This window comes from Flavobacterium chuncheonense, from assembly GCF_042686145.1.
GTDB lineage: Bacteria > Bacteroidota > Bacteroidia > Flavobacteriales > Flavobacteriaceae > Flavobacterium > Flavobacterium chuncheonense.
On the sequence record NZ_JBHUPC010000010.1, the window covers coordinates 105,617 to 125,377 of the forward strand.

Sequence of the window (19,761 nt, forward strand, 5' to 3'; positions counted from 1 at the left end):
ATTTTATACTGTGCAGTTTCCAAGTTAAAGCATTGTTAAATAAAAAAGTAGGCTGTGAAAAACAACTTTTCGCACAGCCTACCAATAAAAAACCAATCTATTCAATGCTATTTTTTCCCTTTTGCTTTTACAATTCTCCCACCTTTAGCATATCGGAAACCTTTTTTAAGTGTTCCGTCTCTTTTTACCCCCTCACGTTTAATTACTCCGCTACAAAGCTTTTTAGCCGATATTCTTTTTTTGCCTTTTGTTTTTGCTTTTTTTGCTACCATGATTTCTGATTTTAAGTTATTTGACTTTAAATGATAATTTTCTCTTTTTGTGTTCGCCTACTACTTTTTTGTAGTACATCGAGTATTTTAAAGTGAGGTCATTCCCTCTGTTTTTCTCCAATGTTGCAAACCTTTCCTTTGTGTCGGGATGCGAGGAACAATGAATTACTGAAGTTGGATTGTGCGCCATTTTATTACCTCCATACATCGCCCCGTTTTCCTTTACCTGTGATATGAAACACCAAATAATTTTAGGGTATTTGGTGCGCAGGTAATTAAGTTGGTCGGCTGTGATTTTTAAATCCGTAACCGAATCGGCAATAATTACCTTAACCACTTTACAAAACCCTTGCAATTCCTCAAATGGGTTTTCCAAATAGCCTTTAATGGCGATATACTTTCTGCCTGCTTCAGTAGTGTTACGGTTAATACTATCTAACGTGTCCTTGCTTTCAATCCCGCCTTGCTCGTAATCGATATAGGCAACTGGTGTTTGTTGTTCTCCGAAAGCGTTTGCAATCTGCATGGCCAACTGTGATTTCGAGCTGTGCTTATTTCCTTTTATGAGGATTAAAGCTTTATGCGGTTGTTGCTTTTGCAAGAACTTCCCAATTTCTCCACCCAATACAAAAACATCTTTAGCTTCCTGCGGGGCTGAACCTGCCGAAACAAAACCCAACTTTGTAAATCGTCAGCAAAAGTGGACACGATAGTTAAAAAAATAAGCTAGTGTTTTTTCAATTAAAAAAGTAACTTTAATAATGGGAACACAAAAAAAGAAAACTACAGAAACCTTTGTAAAAGACATTCGTAAAAACACACGCAGAATCTTTACAGCTGAACAAAAAATTTTAATAGTTATGGAAGGTATACGAGCAGAGACCTCTGTAGCTGAATTATGTCGCAAATACAGTATTGCTCAATCTCAATTTTATGCTTGGAATAAAGAATTTTTAGAAGCAGGTAAAAAACGTTTAGCAGGCGATATCACTCGCGAAGCTACTAGTGATGAAGTGACTGAACTTAAAAAGGAAAAACAGTTATTGATTTAATGAGTGGTATGGGAGAATGTTGGAAATATATTTTAAAATCTTCTAACCATAATTCAAAATTAATAAGTCTTGATTTTTCAAGCGAAATGGTTAAAGGCGCTGAAAAAAACAAAACTAAATTTAAGGATTCTAAAATTGATATACTCAAAGAAAATGTATTTAAAAACTCAATTGAAAACGATACGGCAGATTTTATTATTTCAGGTTTCGGTTTAAAAACTTTTAATAATGAACAACTTTCAAACTTAGCAGATGAAATATATAGATTTCTAAAACAAAATGGAAAGTTTTCACTTATTGATGTTTCTGTACCAGAAAATAAATTTTTAAAAACATTATATATGTTTTACTTAAAATATATTAATCCAATTCTGGGCAAACTCTTCCTTGGAAGTCCTGAAACTTATAAAATGTTAGGTATTTACACCGAAAAGTTTGAGAACGCTAAAACTGTTTACCAAATATTTGATCGTCCAGAATTTGAAATCCAATATGTAAAATATTTTTATGGTTGTGCTACAGGAGTAAAAGGAATAAAACTAAAATAACTATTGACAACATCTGTTACAAGCAATGGATGGCTATGACAAGTTTTCCGAATTATTTCCTACAAATCAATAGTTTGTATTATACTTGTTCTTACTCAATATTAGTAGTAATTCACTACTTTGTAATTCAGAATCGTTAGCATAATTAAAATGTAAACTTAAAAAAATAAATCAAATCATCAGATACGATAGAACCGAAATTAAAAGATTTATATTATTTTATTCAACAAATAAATAATCAATTGGTACATCTAACTCAAACTCTTTTAATTCTTCTAGCATATTTTTTAATTTATTGGACCACTCTTGCTGTTTCTTATAATTTACTCCTCTACTTGTTTAAACCTCATATTCTTGCTGAAAATTCCAGTGTTCATCTTCAATATCTTTATATATATTAAAAACACTATCCAGATTAAGTTCATTTTTTAATAAATTTTCTGTCCATTTCTTTCTAATTTTTCTAGCATATATTTCCGCAATATCAAAATGACCTTGTTCATGAATCATTATATTTACATCCTGTTTTTTAAACCAGGACTTATCCTTAATAACTACTGCAGCTACTTTTAATTTTCCTAAATCAAAAGTACTACTAATTCTTCTTGGAATAACTATTAAAGATGGAGTTATAACAGCTTGAGCTAGTTCATATTCATGAACTTTATTATTTGAACGAAAATCTCTCCATTCAAGTTTTCTTTTAGAAGACCATAACAAAATACTATCATTCTCAAAAATACTCTGAGAAAAAGATAATGTACTGTACAAAAAAAAGGCAATATAAAAATATTTCATATATAAAAAACAACAAGGTTCTGTCTCATCTGACAAAATAAATCTATGAAATTCTATAACAAATAAATTAGGTTCTGTCGCATCTGACAAAATAAATCCATGAAATTCTATAACAAATAAATTAAGCTGCTAATTTACAGAAAGAATTAAATATAGTTCTACCTGGACTAACCATCTGATTTTTCATTATCATATGTACAATTTCAATACCACTCAATGTTCGCTTTGCCGATTCAAAATTTTTTAAGTCTAAAAGTAAATCAAATTATTAGATACGGCAGAAACATGTCGCGATAACTTAATGTAAACCTAAGCTTGAAATAAACTGCCTGAAGAATTATTGATTTTGGGAGCAATGTCCTTTAGTTTTCATCAAATCAAAAATTTTAATGCTCTAAAAGTAAATCAATTTCTTAGATGCGACAGAACCTTTTCTCAGCTAAAAAATCATAATTGCTATTTGTAAATCTTACGGTTAATTCTTTCTTAGTAAAAGATTTCATTCTTCCCCAATTACCTTCTTTTCCTTGCCAAAATTCTAAAATAGTATATAGTTCAAATAAAGTAAAACTTCTTTTCTTTTCTAATCCAAGATTAGCAAAATACTTATTGAATGTGGTTCTATCAGTTAATCCCTTGAGTTCTCTTATATCTTTCCTTTTAATATATTTTCTATCGCCCGAAAGCTCAAAAATTTTAGCTAAAAGAAATTCATTCAAACTAGAATCTCTCTCAATTGTTCTCAAATCGATAAAATTACCTATATAGAATATGTAAACTATTTTTCTTTCAAAATTTTTGATTTTTGAGCAAAACAAAACACTCAATACAAAACCAAGTGTTAAACCCTTTTCTTTATTATAAGAAGGTACAAATATTTTATTATCCAATTCCATGATTTAAAAAAACATCTTATAATTGAAAACATTCAATTACAAGATGTATAATAACTAATCTGTAAAAGCATTAACCTTTATACTCTTCATTATTTGGGTTTAACTGATTTGCGTGATTATCCAAATCCGCTTGAGTGTACTCATAATCTTTGTCTAAAGCCATAATATAAAATTTAATTAATAATTTATTTATAGCAAAAATATGAGGGATATACATGATAAAAATATAAATATTCGACGATAACAAAAAAAAACAGAAGATTAATTCAAAAAAACTAAGAAAGTCTACATCTTGTAAATATTTCAATGTGATTACTCTATTTTAATTGAAACAATCACTCTTTATTTTTAATATATTTTTTTATCATGTAGTTAGTAATTGGTCTAAGTGGTTTTCCTGTTATAGGATGAAATCCGGGTAAATTATAACACTCAATAACTGAATCGTTCAGTTTTGAATAATATATAACTGCTTTGTCATTTTTAAAAAAAACAGTTTTACCATTTACATTAACTTTTTTCAGCTTGAATAAATCTGAATTATATAATTCGATACTGTTCTGAATAACAAAACCATGCTGAGAAGTTTTATCACAATCTACAATCTCATAATGATCTTTTGTCCATTGCATGCAGTTAACTTTTGTATAACTGTCTCTATACCTATTAAACCCATAAATTCCAAAAAATAAAACAAGAACACCTACCAAACTAATTAGCCCCAACTTCTTATAATTTGATTTTCTTGCGCTAATCTCATTTACATTCAATTCTGTTACTTCTTCTGGTTCCTCTTCATTTACAGTTTCAATATTCGAAATAATTTCCTTATCAGTAAGTATACTTTTAAAATTTGAATACGGCCTTTGTTTAAACTTTATTAGTATTGCTGTCATTTCGACAACATGTAATGATGGAATTTTTATGCTGCCTTCCAAATAATTTTTTACCGGACGAAACTTATCGATATCTATATTCTTAATAAACTTTAGAACATCATCTTCTCCTTGAGGTATTTGAAAGAAGCTTTTAAAAGTTTTCAAATCAGCTGCATTTAATCCTGTTTGATACAAAATTTCACAATAGTTTCTTAATTGTGCAGGCGATGGTTTTACTAAAAAACCAGTATCATCATTATCCCTTGCTTTAGGAATTTCTCTTGCAATTCTACCGCAATAATCATTAAAAGTATTTGACATTTTCGGAATTAATAAGCCATATCGGAATTATCGGAATCTCTTTAAAATCAATCAAAAAACCCATCATTTCTTTGCTGTGAAATTAGTTTTCAAGCAAAAAATTAACGTGTTAATCAAAAGTACAAAAACTAGTTCAACCGTAGCTGTAATTAGACAATTAATGGGAAGAATTTCTTCTTACAGCTACAAAACTTCCCAAAGCCTAAAGCATCGCTGATGCAAAAAATTAATCAAAATTTTTAAACATTATGAAAAAAATTATTTTAGGTGCCATTATTTTGGTAGGGGCAATTTGTAGCACTTCATGTTCTCTAGATGAAGCAAATTTCAATAAAGAAAATAGAGAAGAATTCTTAAACCACGTTAGTACAGATTCAATAGGAGACACTGGTGGACAAGATGGATATTTACCAACTAAACCATAATCCGTTATTTTAAAATTTTACTATTTTAGAGGAATGAAAAACAAGCACTTTTATTCCTCTATTTTAGTGATTCTTTTTTTGCTATTCACTGCATGCAATAAAGATGAATCGGAAGTTGAATCAGAAGAAAAATATGATAAAACTATCAATAAAGTTAAAAACTTTGAAACTGAACATAAATTAAATGAAGCGTTCCATTGTCTTGCCAATTATATTAATGATAAATCTACTCCGCTACATTACTTAAATAAAGCTAAACTTGAACTAGCAAGACTTTATCAAATGCAAGGTGATTTTATTGAAGGTGAAAATTTACTCATAGATGTTCTTAACTCTAATACAGATGAAAGTTTAGAACCACATATTCACAACATTCTTGGAATCATATACAAAGAACAAAAGCAATTTGACAAATCTCTAGAACATTATTTAATAGCCAAAAATAAATCAGAACAAGATTTACACAAAGCTATCATTCAAAATAACATTGGTGTAGTTTATTTAGAAAAAGGAGAAAATGATAACGCAATTAAAAGTTTAAAACCCCTCATTAATAATGAAGAGTTAATGCAATTTCCATTTTATCATGTAAAAGCTATTGATAATTTAGGATTCGCATTAATAGATAGTTTACCGAATGTTGCTGATTCACTACTGCAAAAAAGTTATAACATTAGAGATAGCATTAATGATGAGTATGGAAAAATTTCCTCTACAATTCACATATCCAAACTTTATGCTTTAAAAAGCGACACTCTTTCAAGCATAAAGTATGCAAATGAAGCTTATCAAATAGCTACTGTTTCCAATAGCCCCGATGACAGAATTGAAGCTCTTGACCTTCTGATTCGATTTGACAATAAAAAAAATTGGTACCCTTTACTCTATAAAGTAAACGATAGTATCAATACTATTAGACAAAATCATAAATACCAATTTGCAAAGATAAAATACGATAACACAAAGGCTTTAGAACAAGTTGAGAAACAAAAGAATCAAAAATATATTCTAGCTATAATTTTAGTTTTCTTATTCGTCACTGGCTATTTAACTTTCAAAATGTATAAACTCAAAGCAAAAAGAGAACAATTACAAGCGATATACAATACTGAAACCCAAATCTCCAAGAAAGTTCATGATGAACTAGCGAATGATATATTTCAGGCATTGAGTTATGTTGAAATAAAAGATGATTCTGAAGAAGGTTTTAAAAATACTTTGTTAGACAAATTGGACAATATTTATCAAAAAAGCAGAAGCATTTCAAGAGAAAACAACACAATTGATACTAGTGAAAACTACATTGACGAGTTAGATAATTTAATCGCTGGATTTAATACTTCAACTACAAATATCATTACAAAAGGGATAAAACAAATCAATTGGAATAAATTAAAAAAAGAAAAAAAGATAGCCGTATATCGATGCATTCAAGAACTCTTGGTAAATATGAAAAAGCATAGTAACGCTAGTCTTGTATTGATTTCATTTGAAAACAATTTGAATGAAATTAAAATAACATATAAGGATAATGGAATAGGCATAACTGATTTAAAAATCAAAAACGGATTATCAAATATGGAAAACCGTATTGAAAATGTATCTGGCAAATGTATTTTTGAATCAGATAATGGATTTAAAGCTCTAATAAACATCCCTTTTTAATATGAAAATACTTGTTGCTGAAGATATCGATAGCATTAGTTTAGGAATTCAAAAAGCTATTCAAGAATATAAAGACTTTGAAATTGTACATGCTCGATATTGCGATGAAGCTCTTTTGAAGTTTAAAAAAGCTGAATTAGATGGTCAACCCTTCGATTTAATCATATCAGACTTGTCATTTAAAACAGATTACAAAGAGAATGTTTTGCAAAATGGAAGTGATTTGGTTAAAGCCATTAGAACCATAAATCAAATAGTTCCAATAATAGTTTACTCAATAGAAGACAAAACCTACGTAATTAAAAACCTATTCGAACTAAACGACATCAATGGATATGTTTTAAAAGGTAGAAATAGCACCACAGAACTTTTAGAGGCTATAAAAACAGTTCTTGCAAAGGATAAATACATTAGTAGAGAAATTAATCATGTCCTACAACGTAAAAACACGCTTGAAATTGAACAATATGATATATTTCTACTGGAAAAATTAGCCAATGGTCTTTCTCAATCTGAAATTTCAAATGATTTTAATGATCAAGAAATTTCCCCTTCTAGTGTAAGTGCTATTGAAAAAAGAATAAACAAGTTGAAAATACAATTTCAAGCTAAAAATAGTATACAATTAGTCGCTTTAGTGAAAGATTTAGGTATAATTTAAAAAAGGAAGCCTATTAGCTTCCTTTTTTGCAAACTTAACAAATCCAATTATAATGAAGTAGCAACAATACTTCCTGCTAAAACTAATCCTGCAACAGCTATCCATCCTAAACCTTTACCCTTTTTTTTCTCAGTAACAGGCTGATAAGTCTCTGCTTTCTGTAAATAATTAGGTTTTACTTCTAAAAACTTAATATCTGACTCTTGAATGGGTCTAAAGTTCTTATAATTTGCCACCCAACCGTAAACTGTAAGTTGTGTTTTCCCATTTTTTGTGCTTGAATCAAAAGTTGGCTCAACTAAAATATCACCTCCTTGTTCTTTCAACAATTCCCTTACAGCTTCATTCTTAGCTGCGTCAAGAGATAAGACATTTGTCAATTCAATTTTTTTTGAAGTTTTCTCCTGCTTTACATCTAAATCAACTATTACAGGCTTATGTACAACTCCAGAACCGACGATGTCTAAGGTTTTAGAAGTTCCTGATTTGGTAGTTGAACAGGAAATAAAAAATAAAGAAGAAACGGTAAATAAAATAATTTTTCTCATAAGAAATAGGTTTATAATTACGAGACAAACCTAAAATGAAATATATTTTTTACCATACGGAAAACCGTACACAAGACTATTTTATTTTAAATAAAATTTAACCGTTAAAGGTATGTGGTCTGAAATCTCCCTTGCTGTTTGTAGTGAATTAAAATCGGTATAAAAGAAAATTGCCTTTTTCTCACTAATTTCAATTTTATCCCGTTGATACCAAATATTATCGAACTCTGATGCTAAACATTCCTGAGCAATACATTCCTTTTTTAAAGAAGTCTTTTGCTTAACAAAAACGGGAAAATAATTATTTTTCCTCCAAGTATTAAAAACTGAATGTGATTGTGGACAATTAAAATCCCCAACAAAAATTAAATTCAAATTTGGGTATTCATTAAAGAAATATTTAAAATATTTAATCTCAGTTTCTGGCTGCATACTCTTAGTTATAGCATGAAAATTAACTAAAGTAAACTCTTGCTTATTGTATTTAAAAGTTGCAAAATAAGGTTCTCTATCTATGTTTAAGTTATATTTTGGTTCAAGAAAAGGGGTTCCAATCAATTTAACTTTAGATGTTTTCCATAAATAAGCATAACGCTCTGTCTTGTAAGAACTACTAGAAGTAGGATTACTAACTTTGTAGTCCCACTTCTCTCCTGTTCTATTCAATTCATCTGCAATTCTAGCAACTGCTTGTGTACCTCCATAACCAGCCACAACTTCTTGGATAGCTATGATATCGTAGTTTTTAATTTTAGAAACTATGTAATTAATTTCTAATTCAGATTTCGAATCGCCCAAATTTTCAATGTTCCAAGTACATAACGAAATCTGAGTGAATCCAGAAAATGATAAAAAAAGAAGTAGTATAACTATTAGTCTTCCCATCCACACAAAGTTAAACCATAAGATTTTGCTTCTTTAATAGTTTTTTTATAAAGACCATGATTACAATTTGACAAGCCTCTACAGGTCTTAGTGAAATGATATCTTTTTGCACCTTTAGACCCACAAATATATACTTCAGTTTCTATTGGTTTTAAGGAAGTCGATAAAAATAGAAGTAATAATAAAATTAATGATTTTTTCATATTAAGTTTATTAATGATAAAAAGGAGTTTCAATTGAAGGAACAAACCAATTTAAAAAATGCTCAAAAACAGTTGAAATTGACAATGTAAAACCAATAACCAATATCAACTTTAAAGCAAAATATATTGTATTGTTATTTTCTAATTCTATCAACATATCACTTTTTGAAAAGAAAAACTTATCTAATAAATCAATTGTTTTATTTACAAATACGGTATATAAAAAAGTGAAACCTATATATAAAAGTATTTTACTTACACTATAAAAAAATGTATTTTGGATTGTATTAGAATAAATTACAGTCTCAATTGTGTTCTCTGTTATTAATAACGCAATTTTTAAAAAAATAAAAAAAGGAATTATCCAACTTAACTGCCACATTAAAAATGCCCATGTTCTTGTATTTAAGTCATTTTTAATTTTTTTATTGATAAAGATTTGTAATAACCCAAGTGCTAGAATTAGACTAATAATTCCAACTAATACTGTAAAAAATAAACTCTGCTTATCCATATTTTTATTTTGTTTTTAATGAAATTCTCCAAAAATGTAAATTATTTAATTCGTTTGAAAGTTCGCCAGGTTCAGCACCTAGTGCAGTTGTTTCCCAGAAATAATATTTTTTATCTCTAAATGGAAATGCAACACCCCTTAAAGGCAAATTAATTCCTAAAATAGAGTGCATATATTTTTCGCTACTTAAAATTGCTACATCATAATTATAATGGCTAAAAATTGAATATAACAACAATGTTCTTGTATCACAATCTCCTTTTAAATGATATAGAAACTCAACAGGTGTGCAAATTCCAAATGCCTGATTTCCTATACACATTCCTTTATTCTTACTCAGAAAATCTCTTGTAAACCTATCCGATTGGTAGGTATCATTACAATCATTTTGCAAAACTAAGTTATATGGAATATCCTGTACAAAACTTACTACCATTTTAGCAAATTCTATTTTATTTAGTTTATTTGCATAACCAATACTATCAAACATATTATAAATACTAGAAAAATTGTTAGTATCAAATTTTTCTAAATTATATAAAATTTGATCATATCCTAAATTACTGCGATGACTCAAATCATTTTTAAATTGACCTGAATTCAAATAGTTACTTTGTTTCAAATAGTAAGTACCCTCATATTGATTATCATCATAATCATTCCAAATTCTAAAGTGCTTTATCATTTTATCATTTGAAACTTTTTTTGCATCATTTGACGAATCAATCCTGTCATTATCAATATCAATATTTTCGTCTGGTTTTTTATCTGTAATCGGCTCAATGATTGGATTAAGCTCTTTCTCATTTTCTATTGGTTTAGGAGTTGGCAAATAATTACTTCTTCTATCTGAAAAATTATAGACTATTGAAATAAATAAACTAATTAAATACAAACCTAATAATCCTCTAAAAATCCATTTAAGAAATGGAGCAGTGATATTAAGTAACCAAACTAGTATACCAAAACCAATTATATACAAAATTGCAGGAAAAAAACTGATAAGAACAGATCCTACTAATAAAAAACCAATTATTCCTAATATAGAAGTAAAACATCCTTCAAAAATTCCTCCTTGAGTAGAATTATTAACAATAGAGTTTTTTTCCCATTTGCCCCAAACTGTATCATTATGTTTTTTACAACGATATTCGTAACGAGTATAATTCCCTTTTTCTTCTTTTCTTCCTGTTTTTATATCATTTTGTTCACATATCACAGGATTTGGAGGATTTGGAGCATTTGGATCAAGAATAGGACTATCAATTATTTGTATAATTTTCTCTTCATAGCTTATTTCATAATCAAAAACATACCCCGTTATCAATCCTGTAAACGTACCAAAAACTTCATTACCTTCAGTTTGATGTAATTTTTTATTTGATTTAAAATCACAAATCTTAGGTTCAATAATACCTAATTCAAAATATTTACCAGATTGTTTAACATGTACTTTTAATAATTCAGGTAGTTTCTCTCTTGGAAATCTATTTTTATTACATTCATTATCAAATGGAATGTTTTTTGAAGTCTGCTTTACCTCTACTAATGATTCATAAATTTCAAAATCATAAAATTCAGTATTATAATACTCCTCAGAAAACTTCAAAAAGTTCCCCCTATATTTACCTTTAATATCACCTAGAATGAATGTTTTTCTAGGAGTTTTAACTTTATAAGTAATCTTCTCAAATTTTAAACCATTTTCTTCCTCAAATGGTTCACGCTTAATTTCTGTAATTATACGCTCTTCCATTTATTTTGTTGAATTATATAGTAAATCTAAAAATTCTTTTTCTGAACTAAATCTAGTTGTATCTGACCTCTTTATTGTTCTAAAAGGTGGATTTTCACAATTTTCATAAAACTCAATTTTTTCAAACTTTAATTCCTCTTTTATTTCTTTTAATAAAATGTCATAACGTTGTTTATTAAGTTCTTTAATTTTTGAAAGGTCAACCATCAATGCTTTAAAAACTTTATCATTAACCATATCAATTTTATTTTCCAATATTTGAGAATATTCTATTCTAAAACTTTCATATGCCTCTAAAACAATTTTCTCTTCTATTTCTCTTTTTTTTACGTAAAACCTCTTATTTCTAACCCAAAATTTTAATTGAATCGGATATAAAAATATTATAATAACCAAACAAGTTATAAACCAAGAAGAAATATTCTCATAAAGAAGTAATTTAATTCTCTGAATGTAAAAATTACTTTTAGAAAGTAGTACTTCTAGATTATCATAATTATTTATTTTATTAGATATGATTTTGTCGAGCTGTTTTATAAAAATCGTAAACTCTTCTTCAATTTTTGAATTCGGTATTGTAGTTGATCGAATATCAGATTGATACGAAAGATCACTTTGAACTTCTATATGTAATAAATTATTTAATTCACGAACTAATGAATCTTGTTTTGTATTAATACTAACAAAAAGTGGTTTAGAATCATATTTTCTTATTGAATCTAGCAGCGAATATGACTTGTCTATAAATTCCCTATCGAGATTAATTTTCGAATTTAGATTATTTAATCTACTTGAAACTAAGTTAAGTTCTTGAGTATTTAATTTTAACCTTATTACTTTTTCAAAATCTTCTTTTGCTTTTAGCTCATCTTTAACAAATAAACTATCCGCAACTATTGCCATATTTGCTTTTTGTAATTGTATAAACTTTTCTAAACTTGGATCAACCGTCTTTGACAAAAAATATACGTTTATAGGTTGTGCAATTATTATTGCCAATAAAGTCATAAAACCCAATCGTAAAAGCATAGATGCAGTAAAAAATCGATTATGATTACTCTCATCTGTAATAATTATTCTGTCTTTAACTTTATATTTATTTGGTAATGTTGGTGGCGAAATTGTATATAATAACAGTAAGTAAATAATCGTTATTATAGTTGCCCACAAAATACCAAATGGAATACTTATTAATGGATTTTCATCAAAAAGTGAATACGTAAATGTTGTTGCACTAGTAAAACAACCAATAAAAATTAGCATTACAAAAAATCCAATAACAGCAAAACTAACTTTTAGATTATTTGGACTATTCTTCAAAATATATCCATCCTCTCCAGAAAAAGTAGTTAATTTTAATCGTATATCTTCTGCTAAACTATTCTTCATTTTGAATAGGCTTGATGTAATTTTCTAAATTTTCATCAATTTTCCTCATTTCCTGTTCTTTATACTTGTTTACAGCATAATCAGTAAGCTCCTTTTGTATCTCAGTCAATTTAACTTTTTCATACATTAAACGATGGGCTTCATGGTTGATTACCAAATGACGTTCAATACCCTCTTTATCTTTGTAAAAATCATATTTTACTTCTATCCCCTTTTCTGCTTTAATCAAATCATCTCTATTTTCTGCTAAATAATCATAAGGTGACTTAATCAACATTAATTTAAAAAATACTGGAGTTAATTCTATAGCCATGAATAGTAATGTGATAAATAAAGTAATCCAACCTCCTGCAACTTCATGAGCTATTTTAATACGTTCTAATAATCCATCCAATCCATTGGCAATTTTCTCATTGTTATCTCTCTCTTTATCCTTTTCAATCCTTAACTTATCTTTCCTTATATTTAATTCATCTAACCTAGATTTATTTTGTATGTCAAATTTTTCAAGTTGATTTTCTAAATTATTCAATTGTGCTTTTAATGCTTTCGATAATGGTCCATTACCAGCTACAACTCCATTTGCTTTACCCATTAAATTATCTGTATAAGCTTGTTCAGCTTCTTTAATTCTATCAACTAAAACCTGTCTTTCCGAAGCTAATCCACCAAAATCTTTCTCTAATAAAATCTCTCTTTCATTATAGGTAGAATCTACTTTTGCCTGATAAGCAGATTGTTGTTCCAACTGCTTTTCACGAAGTTTAATATCTATTTCCGTTTTAAACATTCTAATTTCAACAGGTTTAGAAATAGTGATTGCAATAATAGCCCCCATTAATATACGCGGTATAGCTCCTTTAAACTCATCCCAAGTAATTGCTTCAGTACCATCCCCTTTACCTGTACTAGTCACAATAAAACGATCAATATTAAAAATCATTAATCCCCAAATCAACCCGAACAATAAAGCCCCAAATAGAGTATTTGTGTGAATCGGATTTTCAATTGCCGAACCTCTTGGCTCAAATATTGTATAGAATGCATAGCCCCCAGCTATACCTGCCATAGCACCTGTTGCAAATACTATCCCTCCCAAACACATGTATTTAATTTGGTCAGAGTAAGTTGCTCTTTCTAATAAATAGCGGTCACCACCTGCGCATTTCCACAAGAAACGCATAATTGAACTTGACTTTGGTAATTCGTAGTAATCTCGTTTCATAAATAATCTTGTTGATTAAAATTGTTTACTTTTAAAGAAATATTATGTTTTTTAAAATCTTGTCTATGTAATAATAATGTAGGATTTTTAAATCCTAATGACTTTTTCAAAATCTTTAATTCAAAATTTTGTGCTTTTTTATATTGCAGTTTTAAATTTCGACTTTGAGTTTCGAAGCTTAAAAAATCTGTTTTAATATCAGGCTCTATAACTATTTGCTCCTTATAACTATTTTTTAAACCTATTGCAACAAAATTAATCTCATTCTCATTAGACTTAAGATTAACTATCTTCCTACCACCATATAAATAATTTGTATTATTCATCTTGTAGTAAAGTGCGTTTTTAAAATCAAAATCTAACAACAGAAAGCCATCCTCAGAATGAGAATTTGAAATATAATCGAAATGTATTTTTCTTAAAGAGTTATTTTTTTTGAAAATTAACCTTATAGTTCTAGTGAATACAAAAAAGTAAAACCTTAAAAAAATTAATAAATTTTTAACCATAAAATTCACTCAAAGTATAAATATATAAATTTTATTAATTCTTTAACAAAAACTTACGTCGTATGGCATTCTTTTGAGCAAAATTTACATCCATTAGCCTTAATGTAAGATTCTTTAGCTTTAATAACAGCAGTTCTACAATTGTTAAATACTCCCAAATAAATTCTGTTTTCTACCTTAGGTAAAAAAACACAATATTCAGAATGAACTTCATGATCTCCATTAGATTGGGCAGTTTTATTTACATAATATTTCTTCATATCATAAGTTTTTAATATTCATCAAACGTATAAAAACAAAAAAGGCTTTCCATACGGAAAACCTCATTAATTGAATTATTAATCTAACCTTGTACCATCTTCAAAAATTATTGTTTCAGGTTTCCATATAACCTTTAAGTCTTTTAATTCTTTATTTTTAAGTAATTGGTCTTCGTCTTTAAATTGATTATAATCTGTCTGAGCATTCCAAGTTGCAGTAGTTCCTGCTTCTATTGATTCATCATAAACAAAATTTAAAGAACTAATTTCATCATCAAACAAATTAGTAAATGTAATATTTCCCTTTAAGGCTCTAACATTCTTATTAGATTTGTTTTTAATTACAAATTTGTAGGTTATATAATCTTCATAATCATATTTAGCAAATCCTTTCTCAAAACATGAAACCATTATAACTTCATTAAGGCGTTGTAATCTAATAGCTTCTTTTTTTGCAGCTTCTTCAGCAATTATCTTTTGCTCAGCTTCAAATTTATCTTGCTCTTCTTTCAACTTCTTACCATTATCTAAAATATCAGCATATGTCATATCTTCAAGCTTTTTTTCTTGAAATTTTAAACTTATTATCGATCCCATTAAAAGTTGCAAATCTGTCGAATCAATTCTTCCTTTAATTGCTTCAATGTCTTCTTTAACGGTTTCTTCATTAAATTTTTTATCAATTGGTGATGAACAAGAAAGTAATGACGTAATAACTACAATAAATAAAACTTTTGTTTTCATTTTAATTTAATTTTTAAAATAGGTTTTCGACTTATATCTATTATGAATCATCAACAAACTTATATAAATGAATAATGCTTCCCTTACGGAAAGCCACATTTACAAAGTAAAAGTAAAATCAAGAATTGGAGTAAATAATTATAAATAAGAAGATTTTAGTAATTAATAAAAATATGAGTATAATTACTTGGAGTGTTTGTACGTCGATGGTACGTCGATGGTACGTGGATGGTACGTGGATGGTACGTGGATGGTACGTGGATGGTACGTGGAAATTAAAACTCTTATATCATAAAAAAAGTTAAAGAAAAAAATATTTACCAACAGTTTTAATGCAAAAAGACAAGTGACTTAATATACCAATCCTTTATTGTTCATCAAGCTAATTTTACTACTACTAATTTTACACAAAAAAATTAAGTACGTTTATAAAATGGTTTTGTTTGATTTAAAAAATAATCAGAAATACCATCGTTATTCTCTATCTTAATAAAATTAATTACTTCTCCTTTTGGAATAATTTGTTCAGCAAGCGCACCAGCTTTCCCTGAAATGGAAGCCATATTAGCATTGGTTTCAATACCAACTATTAAACTAGGTTTATCTTCCGATTTGTCAGTTTTAATTATAGCTAAATATGCTGAGTTAACGTTTCCTTCCTTTTTAAACAATGAACATAGTTCTTCAACTAAATCTTTAGGATACTCTGTAGGTTGACCAATTAAAACTTGAGTATCTTCTTTAATCTCCACTCGATTAGTTTCATTAAAAATTGTTCCGTTCAATAAGCTTTCAATTTCTTGAGGCACTAATTCTTTTCCATAATCAGAATAAGGATTTAATATCAATGTAGCCCCTTTTGTTAACCCAAAAAGGTCTTGACCTTTCATTGCCATATAAGGAACTTTATTTTTAATGATTCCTTTATCAAAAATCCTATTTGTCGAAGTAAAAACCGGAATTTCACCTTCTTTAAAAGTTACCAACTGAACTTCAGTATCCTTTTCCAAAGTCCTGTTACCTTCCTCAGAATTTTGATGTCCATTAGTTAAAACATATAATTCATTCCAAAGCAGTTTCATATAAAATTCATTTCTTACAGAAACATCTAAAGAAGCTTCTTTCAGAGTACGCTCAAGTTCATTCTCTGGAAAAGTATTTTCAGTTTTTTTACTTTTGAAAAAATCTAAAATTCCCATTTAAATACATTTATTAATTAAATTCTAATTAAGCTTTTATTTTTTGCCAAAAAAAAGAAATCAGCTCTCCAGCTGTTAGTTTATCAAATATAGTGAAACTATTTTATCCTGAATGAAATTTCCTATGTATTGCCAACTTAACAAATTTACTCACCACTTGTATTTACTCTAAATCCCTTCAGAAAAATCTCCGAGTCAATTTTTAAGGTTCTTTCGCATCTGACAAAATAAACCCATGAAATTCTATAACAAATAAATTAAGATGCTAATTTACAGAAAGAATTAATTATAGTTCTACCTGGACTAACCTTCTGATTTTTTCTTATCATATGTACAATTTCAATACCACTTAATGTTCGTTTTTCCGATTCAAAATTTTTTAAGTCTAAAAGTAAATCAACTTCTTAGATGTGACATAACCTTTTTGCGAACGAAATATTTCAAACAAACAGGAAGACAATTTCACTGTCTTCCTGTATATATTTCAGTTAATCGATATCTGTTGCCAATTGATGGAGATACCAACCGATAGAAAAAATCGAATTATAATAACCCTTGAAAAGCCATCACATCTATTGCACATCGATTTTTACATAGTTAATTTTACCGTTAAAACGGTTTTTCCCTACAGCATAGTTCTTACTTACATTGGTTCCTTCATCAAAACCTACATCGGCTCCTTCATCTAATGAGAACATGCTTCCGTTGGTGTTTTTAATTCGTGCTTCGGCTACTTTTACACCATCGATATAAAGGGCGCCTAAACCTCCTTTACCCGATCCACCACCGTCATATTTAAAATCATATTTGATGATGTGTTTACCTGGAGAAAGTGCCTTATTACTCAACACATCGTATTGTTCTTTTCCTACCCAATTGTAGGTAAAAGCAGGCATTCCATTTTTCACATAAAGGCTATATCCTCCAAAACGACCTCCCATCGCTAAAATTACGCCGTTGGCACCCGGTTTCACGTCTACCTCAGCTGTAATAGAACTACTGGCATTTTTAACATTGATAAAAGCATTTTCCATCATACGGTACATACCTTCGTATACCGTAAGCGATTTTCTTCCATTCATTAAATCAGGTCTACCTGCCGCTTTAGGATCAAAACGCTCAACGGTGCGGTCATCCATAGGCAGTACTCTATGCTTTTTAGCTTCTTCCATAAAGAGTTTTTTAAGCTCTTCCAATTTTTCAGGATTTTTAGCCGCTATATTGGTACTTTCACTAAAATCATCATTTACATTGAATAACTCCCAGGTATCTTTATCTAAACTTACAGGAGGTTTTGATTCCCAAGGGGCCTTATGAACGACTGATGCCACCCATCCATCCTGGTAAATAGCTCTGTTTCCAGCAATTTCAAAATACTGGGTTTTATGAAACTCTGGTGTTTTAGCATTGGCTAATGTTTCGATCATACTAAATCCTTCTATAGGCATTTGTTTTACTCCATCAACGGTTTCAGGCGCAGGTAGCTTTGTAGCACTCAGAATGGTAGGAACAATATCTATTACATGGGCAAACTGATTTCGAACTACCTCATTTTCTTTTATTTTTTTAGGCCATACCATAATCATTCCGTTTCGGGTTCCACCGAAATTTCCTGCTACTTGTTTGGTCCACTTAAAAGGAGTATTTCCGGCAACCGCCCAGCCTGCAGCCATGTGCCCGAATGATTCTCTTGTTCCTAATTTGTCCATATTGGCCGTTACATAATCTAACTCTTCGGAAACTCCATTGAAATAGGTATTTTCATTTATTAATCCGTTGGCAGTTCCTTCAGCACTGGCTCCGTTATCTCCAAGTATATAAATAAATAATGTATTATCCGCGATACCCATTTTTTCAAATGAACCGTACAATCTTCCTATTTGATCGTCAATATGTTCTCCGAATGCCGCATAAATTTCCATTTGGCGCGCATATAATTTCTTTTCCTGGTCGGAAAGTTTGTTCCAGTCTTTTATATACTCCGGTTTAGGCGCTAATTTTGTTCCTTTAGGCACCACCCCTTTTGCAATTTGTCTTTGTAACGTTTTTTCACGGTAAGCATCCCAACCTTCGTCAAACATTCCTTTGTATTTGTTGATATAAGAAGCAGGGGGCTGGTGAGGGGCATGGGTAGCTCCCGGCGCAAAATACATAAAGAACGGTTTGTCTGGAGTCAACGATTTTTGAGACTGTACCCATGCAATGGCTTTATCGGTCATATCTTCAGAAAAATGATAATTAGGATCCTCTGAGTTCACTTCCACTTTATTAGTACCATCATACACTGCCGGATAGAACTGGTTGGTTTCGCCGCCCATGAATCCATAAAACTTTTCGAAGCCTTTATAGGAAGGCCAGTTATCAAAAGGTCCAGAATTATTCACTTCCCAAGCGGCTGTTTCATGATTTTTACCAAAATGTCCGGTGTTGTAGCCATTGTATTTTAAGATTTGTGCAATAGTAGCCGCACTTTTAGGCGTCATCCCCGTATTGCCCGGAAAGGAGGTAGCCACTTCTGTTATCGCTCCCATATTGTTGCTATGGTGATTACGGCCGCTTAATAAAGCTGCTCTGGTTGGTGAACATAAGGCGGTAGTGTGAAATCTGTTATAAACAATTCCTTTTTGGGCTAGTCGTTCAGCAGTTGGCATTTTTACTTCACCACCAAAAGCGCTACTTGCTCCGAACCCCATATCGTCTAATAAAACGATGACTACATTGGGAGCTCCTTCTGGCGCTTTTATACTCCATTGTTTTGGTGCTTTGGCATTTCGCGCGTCGAGTTCAGTAAACAGTTCTGTTTCTGGAGGTGTCATCGGTAGATGTAATCTATCATAACCATCAGCAACGACATTTTCTTCGACTTGACTATTCGTGTCTCCTTTTTTGTCCACGCAGGCAGTTATTAAAAACAAAAGCAAAATGCTGTGGCCAACAGCGAGCAATCGGTAAGGCCAATGTATTTGTTTCATAATTGTTGTTTTAAGTTGCATTAAGATTTGATTCACAATTC

At 29.6% G+C, this 19,761-nt stretch carries 19 protein-coding genes and 1 pseudogene; 5 read left to right on the forward strand and 15 right to left on the reverse strand.

Annotation, left to right across the window (positions count from 1 at the left end; translation table 11 throughout):
- Window positions 1–107: 107 nt before the first annotated feature.
- A complete protein-coding gene (locus ACFS5J_RS02440; protein ID WP_379810379.1) occupies window positions 108–272 on the reverse strand; it encodes a hypothetical protein in 165 nt (54 codons plus the stop codon).
- A 16-nt stretch (window positions 273–288) separates the two neighbouring features.
- Window positions 289–951 carry a hypothetical protein gene (locus tag ACFS5J_RS02445; protein WP_379810380.1) on the reverse strand — a complete coding sequence of 221 codons (663 nt, stop codon included), beginning with the start codon at window positions 949–951 and terminating at the stop codon, window positions 289–291.
- A gap of 82 nt (window positions 952–1,033) precedes the next feature.
- Here ACFS5J_RS02445 and ACFS5J_RS02450 point away from each other — a divergent pair.
- Window positions 1,034–1,318 (forward strand): annotated as a pseudogene (locus ACFS5J_RS02450) (transposase); the annotation flags it as partial.
- 5 nt (window positions 1,319–1,323) lie between these two features.
- Window positions 1,324–1,872, forward strand: a complete 549-nt coding sequence (locus ACFS5J_RS02455) for a class I SAM-dependent methyltransferase (RefSeq protein WP_379810381.1) — start codon at window positions 1,324–1,326, stop codon at window positions 1,870–1,872.
- Window positions 1,873–2,211: 339 nt separating this feature from the next.
- On the opposite strand, the gene ACFS5J_RS02460 is transcribed toward ACFS5J_RS02455, so the two are convergent.
- The 3 genes from ACFS5J_RS02460 to ACFS5J_RS02470 all read right to left on the reverse strand — a co-directional run bounded on the left by ACFS5J_RS02460 (window position 2,212) and on the right by ACFS5J_RS02470 (window position 4,765).
- On the reverse strand, window positions 2,212–2,760 hold the full coding sequence (locus ACFS5J_RS02460; RefSeq protein WP_379810382.1) for a hypothetical protein: 549 nt from the start codon (window positions 2,758–2,760) through the stop codon (window positions 2,212–2,214).
- A gap of 323 nt (window positions 2,761–3,083) precedes the next feature.
- Window positions 3,084–3,566 (reverse strand): hypothetical protein, encoded by a 483-nt coding sequence (locus ACFS5J_RS02465; RefSeq protein ID WP_379810383.1) that lies wholly within the window; start codon window positions 3,564–3,566, stop codon window positions 3,084–3,086.
- Between the two features lie 335 nt (window positions 3,567–3,901).
- A complete protein-coding gene (locus ACFS5J_RS02470; protein ID WP_379810384.1) occupies window positions 3,902–4,765 on the reverse strand; it encodes a hypothetical protein in 864 nt (287 codons plus the stop codon).
- A 248-nt stretch (window positions 4,766–5,013) separates the two neighbouring features.
- Between ACFS5J_RS02470 and ACFS5J_RS02475 the strand changes: the two genes are divergently transcribed.
- From ACFS5J_RS02475 to ACFS5J_RS02485, 3 genes are read left to right on the forward strand one after another with little or no spacing between them, the layout of a single operon-like run.
- Window positions 5,014–5,190 carry a hypothetical protein gene (locus ACFS5J_RS02475; RefSeq protein WP_379810385.1) on the forward strand — a complete coding sequence of 59 codons (177 nt, stop codon included), beginning with the start codon at window positions 5,014–5,016 and terminating at the stop codon, window positions 5,188–5,190.
- Window positions 5,191–5,223: 33 nt separating this feature from the next.
- A complete protein-coding gene (locus ACFS5J_RS02480) occupies window positions 5,224–6,855 on the forward strand; it encodes a tetratricopeptide repeat-containing sensor histidine kinase (protein ID WP_379810386.1) in 1,632 nt (543 codons plus the stop codon).
- A gap of 1 nt (window position 6,856) precedes the next feature.
- Window positions 6,857–7,516, forward strand: coding sequence for a response regulator (locus tag ACFS5J_RS02485; protein ID WP_379810387.1), 660 nt, complete (start codon window positions 6,857–6,859; stop codon window positions 7,514–7,516).
- Between the two features lie 47 nt (window positions 7,517–7,563).
- On the opposite strand, the gene ACFS5J_RS02490 is transcribed toward ACFS5J_RS02485, so the two are convergent.
- The 10 genes from ACFS5J_RS02490 to ACFS5J_RS02535 all read right to left on the reverse strand — a co-directional run bounded on the left by ACFS5J_RS02490 (window position 7,564) and on the right by ACFS5J_RS02535 (window position 19,720).
- Window positions 7,564–8,064 carry a hypothetical protein gene (locus ACFS5J_RS02490; protein ID WP_379810388.1) on the reverse strand — a complete coding sequence of 167 codons (501 nt, stop codon included), beginning with the start codon at window positions 8,062–8,064 and terminating at the stop codon, window positions 7,564–7,566.
- A gap of 81 nt (window positions 8,065–8,145) precedes the next feature.
- A complete protein-coding gene (locus tag ACFS5J_RS02495; protein WP_379810389.1) occupies window positions 8,146–8,949 on the reverse strand; it encodes an endonuclease/exonuclease/phosphatase family protein in 804 nt (267 codons plus the stop codon).
- Window positions 8,950–9,162: 213 nt separating this feature from the next.
- Window positions 9,163–9,666 (reverse strand): hypothetical protein, encoded by a 504-nt coding sequence (locus ACFS5J_RS02500; RefSeq protein ID WP_379810390.1) that lies wholly within the window; start codon window positions 9,664–9,666, stop codon window positions 9,163–9,165.
- A gap of 4 nt (window positions 9,667–9,670) precedes the next feature.
- Window positions 9,671–11,422 (reverse strand): nucleoside recognition domain-containing protein, encoded by a 1,752-nt coding sequence (locus ACFS5J_RS02505; protein WP_379810392.1) that lies wholly within the window; start codon window positions 11,420–11,422, stop codon window positions 9,671–9,673.
- Window positions 11,423–12,811: a DUF4407 domain-containing protein gene (locus tag ACFS5J_RS02510; protein WP_379810394.1), complete on the reverse strand. Its 1,389-nt coding sequence runs from the start codon at window positions 12,809–12,811 to the stop codon at window positions 11,423–11,425.
- Window positions 12,801–14,036, reverse strand: coding sequence for a DUF4407 domain-containing protein (locus tag ACFS5J_RS02515; RefSeq protein WP_379810395.1), 1,236 nt, complete (start codon window positions 14,034–14,036; stop codon window positions 12,801–12,803). The genes ACFS5J_RS02510 and ACFS5J_RS02515 overlap by 11 nt, the downstream gene beginning before the upstream one ends.
- The gene (locus ACFS5J_RS02520; protein ID WP_379810396.1) at window positions 14,033–14,362 is read right to left on the reverse strand and encodes a hypothetical protein; all 330 of its coding nucleotides are present in this window, start codon (window positions 14,360–14,362) and stop codon (window positions 14,033–14,035) included. Before ACFS5J_RS02520 ends, ACFS5J_RS02515 begins: the two co-directional genes overlap by 4 nt.
- 521 nt (window positions 14,363–14,883) lie before the next feature.
- Complete coding sequence (locus ACFS5J_RS02525) at window positions 14,884–15,549, reverse strand: hypothetical protein (protein ID WP_379810397.1); 666 nt, start codon at window positions 15,547–15,549, stop codon at window positions 14,884–14,886.
- 416 nt (window positions 15,550–15,965) lie between these two features.
- On the reverse strand, window positions 15,966–16,748 hold the full coding sequence (locus ACFS5J_RS02530) for an enhanced serine sensitivity protein SseB C-terminal domain-containing protein (protein ID WP_379810398.1): 783 nt from the start codon (window positions 16,746–16,748) through the stop codon (window positions 15,966–15,968).
- Between the two features lie 572 nt (window positions 16,749–17,320).
- Window positions 17,321–19,720 (reverse strand): sulfatase-like hydrolase/transferase, encoded by a 2,400-nt coding sequence (locus ACFS5J_RS02535; protein ID WP_379810399.1) that lies wholly within the window; start codon window positions 19,718–19,720, stop codon window positions 17,321–17,323.
- Window positions 19,721–19,761 lie beyond the last annotated feature (41 nt).